The organism is Photobacterium sp. Alg240-V54, assembly GCF_900537155.1.
In the GTDB taxonomy this organism is placed as follows: Bacteria; Pseudomonadota; Gammaproteobacteria; order Enterobacterales; family Vibrionaceae; genus Photobacterium.
The window spans coordinates 1-14,616 of record NZ_UNRL01000012.1 but is presented as its reverse complement, the minus strand read 5'-3'; the positions used below and the strand labels follow the sequence as shown (position 1 = coordinate 14,616).

13 protein-coding genes and 1 rRNA gene are annotated in these 14,616 nt (G+C 41.6%); 10 read left to right on the top strand and 4 right to left on the bottom strand.

The window, feature by feature from the left end; translation table 11 throughout:
• Nucleotides 1-100 precede the first annotated feature (100 nt).
• Genes rpsP through rplS form a run of 4 tightly spaced genes read left to right on the top strand, consistent with a single transcriptional unit; the run spans nt 101 to nt 2,081 of the window.
• Nucleotides 101-352: a 30S ribosomal protein S16 gene (rpsP, locus tag G6R09_RS18260; RefSeq protein ID WP_061000710.1), complete on the top strand. Its 252-nt coding sequence runs from the start codon at nt 101-103 to the stop codon at nt 350-352.
• Between the two features lie 29 nt (nt 353-381).
• On the top strand, nt 382-915 hold the full coding sequence (gene rimM / locus G6R09_RS18255; RefSeq protein ID WP_061000713.1) for a ribosome maturation factor RimM: 534 nt from the start codon (nt 382-384) through the stop codon (nt 913-915).
• A 28-nt stretch (nt 916-943) separates the two neighbouring features.
• Nucleotides 944-1,690, top strand: coding sequence for a tRNA (guanosine(37)-N1)-methyltransferase TrmD (gene trmD, locus G6R09_RS18250; RefSeq protein ID WP_061000715.1), 747 nt, complete (start codon nt 944-946; stop codon nt 1,688-1,690).
• Nucleotides 1,691-1,727: 37 nt separating this feature from the next.
• Nucleotides 1,728-2,081, top strand: coding sequence for a 50S ribosomal protein L19 (rplS, locus tag G6R09_RS18245; protein ID WP_036793356.1), 354 nt, complete (start codon nt 1,728-1,730; stop codon nt 2,079-2,081).
• A 150-nt stretch (nt 2,082-2,231) separates the two neighbouring features.
• Here the strand turns inward: rplS and G6R09_RS18240 are convergent, their stop codons facing one another.
• The gene (locus G6R09_RS18240; RefSeq protein WP_065168370.1) at nt 2,232-3,725 is read right to left on the bottom strand and encodes a carbon starvation protein A; all 1,494 of its coding nucleotides are present in this window, start codon (nt 3,723-3,725) and stop codon (nt 2,232-2,234) included.
• 365 nt (nt 3,726-4,090) lie between these two features.
• Between G6R09_RS18240 and G6R09_RS18235 the strand changes: the two genes are divergently transcribed.
• Nucleotides 4,091-5,161, top strand: a complete 1,071-nt coding sequence (locus G6R09_RS18235) for a 3-deoxy-7-phosphoheptulonate synthase (protein WP_065168371.1) — start codon at nt 4,091-4,093, stop codon at nt 5,159-5,161.
• Nucleotides 5,162-5,208: 47 nt separating this feature from the next.
• Nucleotides 5,209-6,336: a bifunctional chorismate mutase/prephenate dehydrogenase gene (gene tyrA, locus G6R09_RS18230; protein ID WP_163923974.1), complete on the top strand. Its 1,128-nt coding sequence runs from the start codon at nt 5,209-5,211 to the stop codon at nt 6,334-6,336.
• A 95-nt stretch (nt 6,337-6,431) separates the two neighbouring features.
• Here tyrA and pheA read toward each other — a convergent pair whose 3' ends face one another.
• The 3 genes from pheA to bamD all read right to left on the bottom strand — a co-directional run bounded on the left by pheA (nt 6,432) and on the right by bamD (nt 9,254).
• Entirely contained in the window at nt 6,432-7,610 is a 1,179-nt protein-coding gene (pheA, locus tag G6R09_RS18225; RefSeq protein ID WP_163923924.1) for a prephenate dehydratase, read from the bottom strand.
• A 158-nt stretch (nt 7,611-7,768) separates the two neighbouring features.
• Complete coding sequence (gene hpf, locus G6R09_RS18220) at nt 7,769-8,137, bottom strand: ribosome hibernation-promoting factor, HPF/YfiA family (RefSeq protein WP_163923921.1); 369 nt, start codon at nt 8,135-8,137, stop codon at nt 7,769-7,771.
• 388 nt (nt 8,138-8,525) lie between these two features.
• Nucleotides 8,526-9,254, bottom strand: coding sequence for an outer membrane protein assembly factor BamD (gene bamD / locus G6R09_RS18215; protein ID WP_065168375.1), 729 nt, complete (start codon nt 9,252-9,254; stop codon nt 8,526-8,528).
• A gap of 172 nt (nt 9,255-9,426) precedes the next feature.
• Here bamD and rluD point away from each other — a divergent pair, with 172 nt between their 5' ends.
• From rluD to G6R09_RS18195, 4 genes are all read left to right on the top strand, one after another.
• Nucleotides 9,427-10,401: a 23S rRNA pseudouridine(1911/1915/1917) synthase RluD gene (gene rluD, locus G6R09_RS18210; RefSeq protein ID WP_087855070.1), complete on the top strand. Its 975-nt coding sequence runs from the start codon at nt 9,427-9,429 to the stop codon at nt 10,399-10,401.
• Nucleotides 10,401-11,129, top strand: coding sequence for a peptidoglycan editing factor PgeF (gene pgeF, locus G6R09_RS18205; RefSeq protein ID WP_065168377.1), 729 nt, complete (start codon nt 10,401-10,403; stop codon nt 11,127-11,129). Before rluD ends, pgeF begins: the two co-directional genes overlap by 1 nt.
• 155 nt (nt 11,130-11,284) lie before the next feature.
• Nucleotides 11,285-13,864 carry an ATP-dependent chaperone ClpB gene (clpB, locus tag G6R09_RS18200; protein WP_065168378.1) on the top strand — a complete coding sequence of 860 codons (2,580 nt, stop codon included), beginning with the start codon at nt 11,285-11,287 and terminating at the stop codon, nt 13,862-13,864.
• A 501-nt stretch (nt 13,865-14,365) separates the two neighbouring features.
• Nucleotides 14,366-14,616, top strand: a 16S ribosomal RNA gene (locus G6R09_RS18195); the annotation flags it as partial.

The following is a 14,616-nucleotide window of genomic DNA, read 5'->3' as shown; positions in this document are numbered from 1 at the left end:
ATTCGCCGCTCCAAAGGGTAAAATTCCGAGGCTTTATTTTGGCACGGACCTCGTTATTATAGCGGGGTCATTTATTTTACAGTAATGCAAAGAGGACGATATGGTAACCATTCGTTTGGCACGTCACGGCGCTAAGAAGCGTCCATTCTATCAAATCGTTGTTGCTGACTCACGTGCTCCACGTGACGGCGCAAACATCGAGCAAATCGGTTTCTTCAACCCACTAGCTAAGGGTCAAGAAGAGCGTTTACGTTTAGATCTAGATCGCGTAAACCACTGGTTAGGTCAAGGCGCATCTACGACTGACCGTGTAGCTAAACTAATCAAAGACGCAGCTAAAACTGCAGCTTAATTAGTGCTAATTAGGTACAGAGAAAAACGATGAGTATAAAAGACCAAGACCACATTATTGTCGGTAAACTGGGTGCCACCTACGGTATCAAGGGTTGGCTCAAAGTTTTTTCCTACACCGAACAATCTGAAAGTATCTTTTCCTACACTCCTTGGATGATTAAAATCAAAGGTGAGTGGAAAGAAATCCATGTTGAATCATGGAAACGTCACGGCCAAGGTCTTGTTGCTAAGCTAGAAGGCATGGACATTCGCGAGGATGCTCAAGTTTTCACTAATGCTGAAGTAGCAGTTTTGGCTGATCAACTACCCGCACTGTCAGATGAAGAATTTTACTGGCGTGAATTGTTTGGTATGTCAGTTGTTACAACCGAAGGTTACGACCTAGGTAAAGTCACTGATATCCTGGAAACAGGTTCAAACGATGTGTTAGTTGTAAAGGCGAATCTAAAAGATGCTTTCGGACAGAAGGAACGTTTAATCCCGTTCCTCGATGAGCAGGTCATCAAGTTGATTGATCGCACTGCTCAGCGGATCGAAGTTGACTGGGATCCTGACTTTTAACCTCTAGGTAAATTAAGCGAGTGAACATATGTGGGTTGGAGTAATCAGTCTTTTTCCTGACATGTTCTCTTCCATTACCAATTTTGGGGTAACAGGCCAGGCGGTAAAAAAAGGCCTTTTGACTGTTGATACGTGGAATCCTCGTGATTTTACGCACGACAAACATCGGACGGTGGATGATCGACCGTACGGTGGTGGACCCGGCATGTTAATGATGGTGCAGCCTTTGCGCGATGCCATTCATACAGCTAAAAAGTCTGCAAAAGGTTCGGCTAAAGTAATCTACCTTTCACCTCAAGGCCGTAAGCTGGATCAAGCTGGTGTTGAGGAGTTGGCTCAAAATGAGAATCTGATTCTTATTTGTGGTCGCTATGAAGGGGTTGATGAGCGCATTATTCAACAAGAGGTAGACGAAGAATGGTCTATCGGTGATTTTGTGTTAACGGGTGGCGAATTGCCAGCTATGACGCTAATTGATGCAGTGGTTCGGTTTGTTCCGGGCGTACTGGGTGATTTTGCGTCAGCAGAAGAAGATTCTTTTGCAAATGGTTGGTTAGATTGTCCTCATTACACCAGACCTGAATTGTTGGACGGACAAGAAGTACCTGCGGTATTAATGTCTGGCAATCATAAAGAGATTAGTCGCTGGCGATTAAAGCAATCGTTGGGCCGTACATGGCTGAGAAGACCAGAGCTCCTGGAAAACCTAGCTCTGACTGACGATCAGGAATTCTTGCTCGCGGAATTTATTCGCGAATATAAAGCAAGCATTTAATTAAATTAGTATCAGTTTATTCTAGGGTATATACCAAATGAGTAACATCATTAAAGCTCTTGAGCAAGAGCAGCTAAAAACAGACCTACCAACTTTCGCACCAGGTGACACTGTTGTTGTTCAAGTTAAGGTAAAAGAAGGTGATCGTGAGCGTCTACAGGCTTTTGAAGGCGTTGTAATCGCAATCCGTAACCGTGGTCTACATTCAGCATTTACTGTTCGTAAAATCTCGAACGGTGAAGGCGTTGAGCGTGCGTTCCAAACTCACTCTCCAGTAGTTGACAGCATTACTGTTAAACGTCGTGGTGCAGTACGTCGTGCCAAGTTGTACTACCTACGTGAGCGTTCTGGTAAATCAGCACGTATCCGCGAGAAGCTTACTAAGAAATAATAAGCGTCTGACGTTTATCAAAAAGCCCACCTTCATGGTGGGCTTTTTTTTGGCTGTAAATCAGAGAGTAGCGATAAATTAAGCTAATAAAAAACCAGTGGCGAGCACTGGTTTTGTTGATGCACTTATTCTGTATATTCGCTCTGAATATCAGCTTTTTGATGATAAGGGGGTGCTGGTTGGCTCAATTTCATCAGCATCAATATCAATCACGCCTTTACCTTGTGATTTTTTGATGATCATCACCGTGATAACGCTGGTTGCAATCATAGCGATAATCGTTGAGACCGTCATTGGTAAGCCAAAGCCGAGTTGATCGTTATTAAGAATAAAACAAATACAAACCGTAGTCATAAACATCGCAGGGATAGTGGCTACCCAATGTAACTTATCAAGACGGAGTAGATAGGCGGATGCCGTCCATAACATCATTACGGCTGTGGTTTGGTTAGCAAAGCCAAAGTAACGCCAAATAATAGCAAAATCGACTTGAGTTAAAATTGCGCCTAATACAAACAGTGGCATTGCCATTAATAAGCGATTACGTAATGGTTTTTGATCCATATTGAAATATTCAGCCAAAATTAAACGGCTTGAACGGAAAGCGGTATCGCCAGAAGTAATCGGTAGAATGACTACCCCAAGAAACGCAATAATGCCACCAAAGACGCCTAATAGTCCAAATGACGAACTATAAACCACATTACCTGGGCCACCATTGGCTACCGCTTCAGATAATGCTTCAATAGAGCCAAAGAATGATAATGCTAGCGCACACCAGATAAGAGCGATGATACCTTCACCAATCATTGCACCATAAAAGATAAAGCGGCCATTTTTCTCATTCTCAATACAACGTGCCATTAACGGTGATTGAGTGGCGTGAAAGCCTGAAATCGCGCCACAAGCTATAGTAATAAACAGTGCTGGCCATAATGGTAAGTCATTAGGGTTCATGTTGGTGAACATGTGGCTGATTTCAAAACCGCCTAATAATTCATGTTCATCTGAAATGCCAATCGCGGTGATTAAACCGACAGACATAAAAATCAGTAATGCGCCAAAGAAAGGATAAAAACGGCCAATAATTTTATCAACGGGTACGATGGTCGCTAAAATATAGTAAGCAAAAATAATCACTACCATGGTCGTCATTGAGACATTGAGGCTAGTTTGATCATTAATCAGATTAGTGATCATTCCTGCCGGAGCTGATACAAATACCACCCCAACAAGCAGTAACAGTACGATAGCAAAGATATTCATAAAATGTTTTGCACCGTTACCCAAGTAGCGGCCAGTGAGTGTCGGTACTGAAGCGCCACCATTACGAACAGAAAGCATGCCTGAAAAATAATCATGGACTGCGCCTGCAAAAATACAGCCAAGTACAATCCATAACATCGCTGCAGGGCCGTATAGCGCGCCCATAATCGGACCAAAGATCGGTCCAACGCCGGCAATATTTAATAATTGTACTAAGTAGACCTTGCTGTTGGACATGGGAACATAGTCAACACCATCTTGTTTGGTATAGGCAGGTGTTTGGCGGTTAGTATTAACACCAAATACTTTTTCAATAAAGCTGCCATAAATAAAATAACCGCCAATTAAGGCTGCTACACAAAGTAAAAACCATGTCATATATCTTCTCGCTATCTCAGATGGTGACTTAATAAAAATCGCGTAATTGCAGTTAGCGGCTAGTGTAGTGGTTTCATTTTTTTGCTTCTTAAGATAATGTTATGAATGTGATATGCATTAACATTCATTAATGGTGAATAACGAGATCTGTTAACATAGGCACATTTTTTATGTGGTATAGCTGTTGGGGTATTTTCTCTTCTAATGGGCAGTGATAAGTCAGTCATTATTAGCTTTAGTATTGCCATAGCACACATTGTAAATAAAAATTTACAAATGGCATTTTATGTTTACAAGTTATTGCAATGATGGTGCTGCAATTGTTATGTTGGTGGAAGAATATCTATTACTTACAGGGATGACTCATGGAAAAAGATGGCTTAAATAATATTCATATTGCGGAAGAGTCAGTACTCATTACCCCCGCTCAATTGAAAAAAAAGATGGCAGTCTCTAACGAAGCACTGGCCTTTATTGAACAATCTCGTCAAACCATTGCCAATATTATTCATCAACGTGATCATCGCTTATTAGTCGTGTGTGGGCCTTGCTCTATTCATGATGTTGAACAAGCAAAAGTCTATGCCGAAAAATTAAAGCAACTTGCAACAGAGCTTGATGATCAACTTTATATTGTGATGCGGGTGTATTTTGAAAAGCCACGTACCACAGTGGGTTGGAAAGGATTAATCAATGATCCTTACCTTGATGGTTCATTTGAAGTTGAAGAAGGGCTACATATTGGACGCCAACTATTGATTGACTTGGTTGAAGCGGGGATCCCGGTTGCAACGGAAGCGCTTGATCCGATTAGTCCGCAATATTTAGGTGACTTATTCAGTTGGGCTGCGATTGGTGCACGTACCACTGAATCACAAACGCACCGTGAAATGGCAAGTGGCTTATCAGTTCCTGTCGGTTTCAAAAATGGCACCGATGGAAGTTTAGCGACCGCAATTAATGCAATGCAAGCGGCCGCTTCTGGGCATAAATTCATGGGTATTAACCCTGATGGTCAAGTGGCCTTGTTAGCAACCCAAGGTAACCCAGATGGTCATGTCATTTTACGTGGTGGTAAACAGACGAATTACGATTCTGTCTCTGTGGCTGAATGTGAAAACGAAATGACAGCAGCAGGTCTTATGCCTTCGTTAATGATAGACTGCAGTCATGCTAACTCTTTGAAAGATTATCGTCGTCAGCCATTAGTGGCAACCGATGCCATTCATCAAATTCGTGAAGGTAATCGTTCTATTATTGGTTTAATGATTGAAAGTCACCTTAATGAGGGCAATCAAAGTGCTGATTTGCCGTTAAAAGATATGGCTTATGGGGTGTCGATTACTGATGCATGTATTAGCTGGGATACCACTGAACAGCTATTACGCCAAGCACATCAAGAGTTAGTGCCTTTTTTACAAAATAGAATTAAATAACCCTTTGCACTATAGTTGCAACGGGATAAATACGGATGTCAAAAGTCATGGTTGCTGAGTTAAGCCTATTAAGAGATCAAATCGACGATGTTGATCGTCAAATGGTGGAGTTATTAGCTCGCCGTTTAGCGTTAGTTGAACAAGTTGGGGTAGTTAAAAGCCAGCATGGATTACCTATTTATGCCCCTGATCGTGAAGCGGCAATGTTGGCATCTCGTCGTCAAGAAGCGGAATCAAAAGGGGTTCCAGCCGATCTTATTGAGGACGTGTTACGGCGAACCATGCGTGAGTCATATTCAAGTGAGAATGATTCAGGCTTTAAGTGTCTTAACCCGCAATTGCGTTCGATTGTGATTGTTGGTGGTCATGGTCAATTAGGGCAATTATTTCAACGGATGTTTGAGTTATCTGGTTATCAGGTGCGTATTTTAGGCCGTGATGATTGGCATCGTGCTGATGAAATCTTACATGACGCTGGAATGGTGGTTGTTTCTGTCCCAATTCATATGACGGAAACCATTATTGCTAAGTTAGGCCAGCTGCCTGAGGATTGTATTCTTACTGATCTGACTTCAGTCAAAAGTGGTCCTTTGCAAGCAATGTTAGAAGTGCACTCCGGACCTGTAGTTGGTTTACATCCAATGTTTGGTCCTGATATTCCAAGTTTAGCCAAGCAAGTGGTTGTTTACTGTGATGGCCGTAACCCTGAAAGTTACCAATGGTTGTTGGAGCAGATTCAGATTTGGGGCGCATCATTAAATCGTATTAGTGCGATTGAACATGATCAGGGAATGACATTAATTCAAGCATTGCGCCATTTTACGTCATTTGTTTATGGGGTTCATCTAGCAGAAGAAGATCCTAAAATAGACCAACTGATGTCGCTCAGTTCGCCTATCTACCGATTAGAGTTAGCGATGGTCGGACGCTTGTTTGCTCAAGACGCGCAGTTATATGCTGATATTATTATGTCGGCACCTCAAAACTTAGCGATGATTAAACGTTTTCATCAACGTTTTGGGGAAGCAATTGAGATGTTAGATCATCAAGATAAAGCAGCGTTTAAACAGGCATTTAGTCAGGTTGAGCATTGGTTTGGTGATTATGCTCAACATTTTTTAGTCGAGAGCCAGGGACTACTTAGACAGGCGAACGATTCGACTCGACGTAAATAAAGACAGTACTGTTTAATATAATAGATATTAATAAGCCCGCGAACAGACCATGTTCGCGGGCTTTTTTTATCCAGTAAAACGATGTTGAATTGGCCTTAGTCGATGAAATCAACCTCAGTTGGGGTGACATTTTCACTTGGGTAGCAACCTAATACTTTAATAAAGCGGGTTAAACGCGTGAGATCATCTAATACTTGCTGCATCAGTGGATCTTTTAAATTAATTTCAACATCAACATAAAACATCTCTTCCCATGGGTTACCGATTACTGGGCGAGATTCAAGTTTGGTCATATTAATTTTAGCGTTACGTAGTACCAGTAAACATTCAACTAATGAACCTGCCGCTTGTGCGGTTGACATAATCAGGGTCGTTTTAGCTGGAATAAGGGAAGTCACACTAACGGGTTTGCGAGCAACCACAATAAAACGGGTAAAATTTTGTTGTTGATTGGCGATATTGGTTTTTATCGGAGTTAAGCCATAGATCTCGCCACTTGATGCATTACCAATAGCGGCGACATTGGGTTGTTTAAGCTCTGCGACGGTGAGCATGGCATCAGCTGTACTTGAACAATATTGCTGATTAATTTTCCCCATGCCATGTAAGAACTCACTGCATTGTTGGTGAGGTTGTGGATGAGAGTAAAGGGTATCAATCTGTTCGAGTTGAGTATCAACCGCGGTTAGTAAGCAGTGTTCTATCGGTTGAGTAATCTCACCTACAATCGATAAACTGGTGTGTTGCAGTAAGTCATAGACTTCATTGATAGAGCCTGAGCTGGTGTTTTCTATCGGCAATACACCGTAATCAGCATGGCCAGTCTCGACCTCATTGATAATATCTCGAAAAGAGCTACAACTTATTTCAACTAACTGAGTTTGCTTACGACTGAAATAATTACGACTAGCAAGGTGAGAGTATGATCCCTTAGCACCAAGAAATGATACCCGTGCGGTGGGCAAGGCATTTTCAGGATTTACTAAGCGTTGCAAATAGGCTTGTTGATATAAAACCGAGTCTTCAATGATGGTATGAAAAAGTTGAGTAACGTATTGCGGATCGAGCTGATGCTCTTTACCTGCATCAATAAGGCGTAATAATAATGCTTGTTCACGAACCTGATCGCGCACCGGTTTAGCGGTACTTATTTTACTTTTAGCTACTTCAAGGCTTAATGTGCGACGTTCAGCTAAAAGAGCCAGGAGTGTATTGTCAATACGAGTGACATTGCGGCGAATATCATCCAATGAATCATGTGTGTTAACGGTCATAGCGATCCCTATTATGATCGGCTCTCTTGAGCATGAAAGCGGTATATTATTGTGTTGGCATTGAAATCCACATTAGGCAGGGGAGGTTTTATTGTCAAGTACAAAGCAAACAGCCCTGCATTAGCAGGGCTGTTCTAAATCCTCTTAATCGTTAACGATTATACTTCATCAAACTCTACTTCATCATCATATTCAGTGGTATCTTCAGCTTGTACTGGTTTCTCACTATGACTAGCACGGCGTGAATTTGGTTTGTGAGCTTGTTTCTTCAGTTGGCGATCAAGCTTTTGGTAAAGGTCAGTGATCGCACCAAACAAATCTTCATGTTCTGCTGAGGCGACAAGTTGACCGCCGGCAATGCTAACAGAAGCTTCGATTTTAAATAGCTTGCTTGGTTCTTTACTAATCATAATATGCTTTTTGATTAGCGGTACTTGAAGTTTTTCTAACTTATCGAATTTAAATTCAAAGCGCTCACGGATAGCCGGGGTGATATCGATGTTCTTGCCAGTGATTTCTAATGTCATATTTATCTTCCTCGTTTGCTACCCTTCGTTGGGTTAAGTTCAGATTACTAAAAATACCAACTTATAATGTGACTTGTGTCACACAATTATCGTTAGTCATTTTTGAGCAAAAAAAATGTGATCGAAGTGGGTTTGTTGCAAAAAAGTTTCTAAAAAATGCTTGAGATTTACTGATAAGTTAGGGCAGTATGGATGATATTGATTGCTGGTGGCTAGTGCTAACTAGGGATTTAATTCGTTTTATTTCAAGTTGTTGAGTGTTTTTTGTTCGCGAGCAATTTGTTGTTATTACGTTGTTATTCACCACAGCGAGTGAAAATTGTTAACAGGATTAAAAAAAATGGCAGCTCAATGAGCTGCCATTTTTTATTGGTGTGTTTTTAGGGTGTTATTTGACAGGATTAAGTTTAATCATCGCTTCAGTGCGTGACACTTCTTTATCCAGTTTCAATTTTTGATAAGCCGTTTTTTCAAGTAATAACGATTTACGCGCAGCGCTAGTGTCTGGGTATAGACGTTGTACTTGTTGGCAACGGTTGATAGCTGCAATCCATGCTTCACGGCGTACATAAAAATCAGCAACAGCAAGATCATATGCAGCTAATTGATTTTTCAAAAATACCATACGTGCTTTTGCATCTGCGTCATACTGACTATCAGGGAAGCGTTCCAGTAAGTATTTAAAATCGCTAAATGCTTGGCGTGAAGGGGTAGGATCACGATCAAAACGATCAACATTGAACATGTCATGCATAAAGCTACGATCTTGTGCCATATGCGTTAAGCCACGCATATAGATAACCCAATCCGCTTGTGGATGGGTTGGATTTAAGCGTAAAAAGCGTGCAATCGTTGCTTGTGCTAACGCTAAATCATCATTTTTGTAGTAGGCATAGATCAAATCGAGTTGTACTTGATCTGAGTAAGCGCCAAATGGATAACGAGAGTCCATTGCTTCTAAGCGCTCGATGGCATTATTCCAATTACCGCTCTGCAATGCTTGCTGGGCAGTAGAATATAAGTCTGATGGCGGAACATCAGGAATGACTTTCTCAGTACTGGAACAGCCTGAAAGCAAGGCTACAGCAAGTAAAGTCGGTATTGTCAGGCGTTTCATTACGGCGTCAGTTTCCTTGATAAAAATTTTATTTTGCTCGATCCATTACGGACTGAGCCGTTAACAGATACAATGACATTATATTAGTTTACATCAAGCATCGTTTTATTAAGCTTGGTACATTTTACGCAGCGTATGACAATTAGTCTCACGCTTTTTAAAAAAGTTCGTTATGGCACAGCAAATAGAATTAACAAATACAGTTAGCGAAAGCCAACTAGGCAAGCGCCTTGATCAGGTTATTGCTGAATTATATCCCGATTACTCCCGCTCTCGCATCAAAGAGTGGATCCTTAAAGACATGGTTTCAGTTAATGGTAAAATTGACAATAAACCTCGTTCAAAAATGATGGGTGGCGAAGAACTTTTCATTCAAGCTGAAATTGAAGATGAAGTTCGCTGGATTGCACAAGATCTGCCACTAGATATCGTTTATGAAGATGATGATATTTTAGTCATTAACAAGCCACGTGATTTTGTTGTTCACCCAGGTGCGGGTACGCCAGATGGTACTGTGCTAAATGCACTATTGCACCATTATCCAGCATTGGCAGAAGTGCCACGTGCAGGTATCGTGCACCGTCTAGATAAAGATACGACTGGCTTAATGGTAGTCGCTAAAACTATTCAAGCACAAACACGTTTAGTGCGCGCACTACAAAAACGTAAAATCACCCGTGAATATGAAGCGCTTGCAATCGGTCAAATGACGGGTGGTGGTACGATTGAAAAACCTATTGGACGTCATGCAACCAAGCGTATTTGTATGGCTGTTCATGAATTAGGTAAAGATGCGATCACCCATTATCGTGTCGCAGAACGTTTCCGTGAACATACACGAATTGTATTGCGCCTAGAAACTGGCCGTACTCACCAAATCCGTGTGCACATGTCTTACATGAGCCATCCGTTGATTGGTGATGTAATTTACGGTGGTCGTCCTCGTCCACCACGTAACGCATCTGAGCAATTTATTCATGCTTTACGTTCATTTGATCGTCAAGCATTGCACGCACGTATGTTACGTCTATCACACCCGATTACCGGTGAGTTAATGGAATGGCATGCGCCGTTACCTAACGATATGGTAGCGATGATTGACATTCTACGTAAAGACAACGTTGAAAATAACGAAGATATGTATTAATGCAGACCATTATTCCTAACTGGCCAGCTCCAGATAATGTATTAACGGTCAGTACGACTCGCTTTGGCGGTGTCAGTTCAGCACCCTATGATGCACTTAATTTGGGGTTGCACGTTGGGGATGATGTCAGTTCAGTGCTGGCAAATCGGCAGTTGTTGAAACATCACTGTTGGTTAACGACAGAGCCAGCATGGTTAAATCAAATTCACAGTCCAGTTGTGATTGATTTAACGGCGCCGTTAACTGAGGTTGTTGATGCTGATGGCAGCTTTACCCGTGTGCCTGGCTTAGCCTGTGCCATCATGACGGCTGACTGTTTGCCCGTTCTCTTGTGTAATAAGCAAGGTACTGAAGTGGCAGCTGTTCATGCTGGGTGGCGGGGACTTGCTGCAGGAGTCATTGATAACGCGATTGCTAAGTTTTCCTGTCCAGCCGCTGATATTATGGCGTGGATGGGACCGGCAATTGGTCCAACCGCATTTGAAGTAGGCACTGAAGTACGTGAGCAGTTTATTGGTGTTAATGCTAAAGCGGCGGATGCATTTGTTGCTCATGGTGATAAGTGGTTAGCTAATCTATACCTGTTAGCGCGGCAGCGATTACAACAGCATGGTATCGACGCAATTTATGGTGGCGAATACTGCACCTTTAATAATGATGAATTATTTTATTCTTATCGTCGTCAAGCCGTCACTGGACGCCAAGCTTCATTGATTTGGTTGCGTTAATTAATACAAAATACGATAAATAATGAGCGGGTATATTGGTTAACAATATACCCGTTTTTTTTGCAGCATTATTTTGCGATTTAAGAGCCTTGAAAAACCCCTACGAACTACCATATAACTAGTAACAGGTTATTAAATTTATTATTGGGGGACCTATGCGTCTTGACCGATTTACCAGTAAGTTCCAAGCTGCAATTTCTGATGCACAGTCATTGGCACTAGGACGTGATCATCAATATATTGAGCCTGCTCATCTAATGGTGGCGTTATTAAACCAAGAAGGCAGCACAGTACGTCCTTTACTCACCCTTTTGAATGTAGATTCTACTCAGTTGCGTTCACGCTTGGGTGAGATATTAGAGCGTATTCCAAAAGTGACCGGTATTGGTGGTGAGGTTCAGCTATCAAATAGCATGGGCTCGTTACTGAATATGTGCGATAAGTTGGCACAAAAGCGCAACGATAAATTTATTTCCTCTGAATTATTTATTCTGGCCGCTGTTGATAATGACAAAGGCCCGTTAGGTGACTTGTTACGTGAACTTGGTTTAAAAGCTGATCAGATTGGTAAAGCGATAGATCAAATTCGCGGTGGTCAGAAAGTTGATGATCAAAACGCAGAAGAGAACCGTCAGGCATTAAGTAAGTACACTATCGATTTAACTGAGCGTGCAGAACAAGGTCGATTAGATCCTGTGATTGGTCGCGATGATGAAATTCGTCGTACCATTCAAGTCTTGCAGCGTCGTACTAAAAACAACCCAGTGATCATTGGTGAGCCTGGTGTCGGTAAAACCGCGATTGTTGAAGGTTTAGCACAGCGTATTGTTAATGGTGAAGTGCCAGAAGGTTTACGTGATAAACGCGTACTTTCATTAGATATGGGCTCATTGATCGCTGGTGCTAAATTCCGCGGTGAATTTGAAGAACGTTTAAAAGCGGTATTAAACGAACTGTCTCAAGAAGATGGTCGAGTGATTCTATTTATTGATGAAATCCATACTATGGTCGGTGCTGGTAAAGGCGAAGGCTCAATGGATGCAGGTAACATGTTAAAACCTGCACTTGCTCGTGGTGAGCTACATTGTGTCGGTGCGACTACCTTAAATGAATACCGTCAGTATTTAGAAAAAGATGCCGCATTAGAACGTCGTTTCCAAAAAGTGCTGGTGGATGAACCAAGTGTTGAAGATACCATTGCTATTTTACGTGGCCTAAAAGAGCGCTATGAGCTTCACCACCATGTAGAGATCACCGATCCTGCGATTGTAGCAGCAGCGACATTATCACATCGCTATATTTCAGATCGTCAATTGCCCGATAAAGCGATTGATTTGATCGATGAAGCCGCTTCAAGTATTCGTATGCAGATTGATTCTAAACCGGAGTCAATGGATCGTTTAGAGCGTCGCATTATTCAATTAAAGATTGAACAGCAAGCATTAGAAAAAGAAAGTGATGATGCTAGTCAAAAACGTCTAAGTAACTTACTTGAAGAGTTAGATATTAAAGAGCGTGAATATTCTGAACTTGAAGAGGTTTGGAATGCAGAAAAGGCTTCATTGTCAGGTACGCAACATATTAAAGCCGAGCTTGAGCAAGCGCGTACAGATGTTGAAATCGCGCGTCGTGCGGGTGATTTAAATCGGATGTCAGAATTACAGTACGGCCGTATTCCTGAACTTGAAAAGCAACTTGATTTAGCCGCTCAAGCTGAAATGCAAGATATGACGTTGCTTAAAAATAAAGTAACTGATGTCGAAATCGCTGATGTGCTTTCTAAAGCAACAGGTATTCCAGTTGCAAAAATGCTTGAAGGTGAGCGTGATAAATTATTGCGTATGGAAGACGAGTTACATAACCGTGTTATTGGTCAAGAAGAAGCGGTTGAAGCGGTAGCCAATGCGATTCGTCGTAGTCGTGCTGGTTTATCTGATCCACAACGTCCAATCGGTTCGTTCCTATTCTTAGGTCCAACCGGTGTTGGTAAAACTGAATTATGTAAATCACTAGCGAATTTTATGTTTGATAGTGAAGATGCGATGGTACGTATCGACATGTCTGAGTTTATGGAAAAACACTCAGTGGCACGTTTAGTGGGCGCACCTCCAGGTTATGTGGGTTATGAAGAAGGTGGCTATTTAACTGAAGCGGTTCGTCGTCGTCCATATTCAGTTATTTTACTTGATGAAGTAGAAAAAGCGCATCCTGATGTGTTTAATATTCTATTACAGGTATTAGATGATGGACGTTTAACGGATGGTCAAGGTCGTACCGTTGATTTCCGTAATACCGTGATCATCATGACCTCGAACTTAGGTTCTGATCGTATTCAAGAAAACTTCGGTAGTTTGGATTACGAAGGCATTAAAGCATTAGTGATGGAAGTTGTTGGCCAACACTTCCGTCCTGAGTTTATTAACCGTGTTGATGAAACCGTTGTGTTCCACCCATTGGGTAAAGAGAACATTAAACACATAGCTTCAATTCAGATTGCACGCTTAGAAAAACGTTTAGCGGAAAAAGATTTCCAGCTTGATGTACAAGAGAGCGCGTTAGAACTAATTTCAGAAGCTGGTTTTGATCCTGTGTTTGGTGCGCGTCCATTAAAACGTGCAATACAACAGTATATTGAGAACCCGTTAGCGCAAGATTTGTTATCTGGTAAGTTTATACCTGGTAAACCAATCGTATTATCAGTCGTTGACGATAAGATTGTTACTCAGCAAGATTAATTATCAGTAGCATACTAAAATAACCTATTATCGTTAATAAACGCCTTAGCAGTAATGAGCTAAGGCGTTTTTTTATGGGTTAAATTCGGCTTAACTCATCACTATTAATAATGAAAGGTGTTTTATTTGTCACAAAACAAAGTTATGGGTTAATGATTGAGCGAACGATAAAAAATGATAAAAATAAGGTTGTCAGCAGATAAAATCCCCCTATAATGCGACCTCACTGACACGGACAACGGCGCAAGCGGTTACCGAAAGTCAGGATGTTCTTTAACAATTTGACCATGCAATCTGTGTGGGCACTCGTTGAATAGTTAAGTCGAAAGATTTATCAATGAACTGAGTGACCAATACAAATAACCTAATCTATTTATAGAGAAGATTGTTTGGCACAGTCAATTCATTACCATTCTGTTGGAATGGTAATAGCTTTAAAATTACTAAGGTAGTTTTGAAGTCAGTATTCATTGAGCCGTCTCGAAAGAGACAACAAAACTTTAATTGAAGAGTTTGATCATGGCTCAGATTGAACGCTGGCGGCAGGCCTAACACATGCAAGTCGAGCGGTAACAGAAAAGAAGCTTGCTTCTTTTGCTGACGAGCGGCGGACGGGTGAGTAATGCCTGGGAATATACCCTGATGTGGGGGATAACTATTGGAAACGATAGCTAATACCGCATAATCTCTTCGGAGCAAAGAGGGGGACCTTCGGGCCTCTCGCGTCAGGATTAGCCCAGGTGGGATTAGCT

Excerpts from the sequence above, each read along its gene's own strand:
- rpsP (WP_061000710.1), top strand. The coding sequence starts at position 101 with ATGGTAACCATTCGTTTGGCACGTCACGGCGCTAAGAAGCGTCCATTC.
- rimM (WP_061000713.1), top strand. The coding sequence starts at position 382 with ATGAGTATAAAAGACCAAGACCACATTATTGTCGGTAAACTGGGTGCC.
- trmD (WP_061000715.1), top strand. The coding sequence starts at position 944 with ATGTGGGTTGGAGTAATCAGTCTTTTTCCTGACATGTTCTCTTCCATT.
- rplS (WP_036793356.1), top strand. The coding sequence starts at position 1,728 with ATGAGTAACATCATTAAAGCTCTTGAGCAAGAGCAGCTAAAAACAGAC.
- G6R09_RS18240 (WP_065168370.1), bottom strand. The coding sequence starts at position 3,725 with ATGACATGGTTTTTACTTTGTGTAGCAGCCTTAATTGGCGGTTATTTT.
- G6R09_RS18235 (WP_065168371.1), top strand. The coding sequence starts at position 4,091 with ATGGAAAAAGATGGCTTAAATAATATTCATATTGCGGAAGAGTCAGTA.
- tyrA (WP_163923974.1), top strand. The coding sequence starts at position 5,209 with ATGGTTGCTGAGTTAAGCCTATTAAGAGATCAAATCGACGATGTTGAT.
- pheA (WP_163923924.1), bottom strand. The coding sequence starts at position 7,610 with ATGACCGTTAACACACATGATTCATTGGATGATATTCGCCGCAATGTC.
- hpf (WP_163923921.1), bottom strand. The coding sequence starts at position 8,137 with ATGACATTAGAAATCACTGGCAAGAACATCGATATCACCCCGGCTATC.
- bamD (WP_065168375.1), bottom strand. The coding sequence starts at position 9,254 with ATGAAACGCCTGACAATACCGACTTTACTTGCTGTAGCCTTGCTTTCA.
- rluD (WP_087855070.1), top strand. The coding sequence starts at position 9,427 with ATGGCACAGCAAATAGAATTAACAAATACAGTTAGCGAAAGCCAACTA.
- pgeF (WP_065168377.1), top strand. The coding sequence starts at position 10,401 with ATGCAGACCATTATTCCTAACTGGCCAGCTCCAGATAATGTATTAACG.
- clpB (WP_065168378.1), top strand. The coding sequence starts at position 11,285 with ATGCGTCTTGACCGATTTACCAGTAAGTTCCAAGCTGCAATTTCTGAT.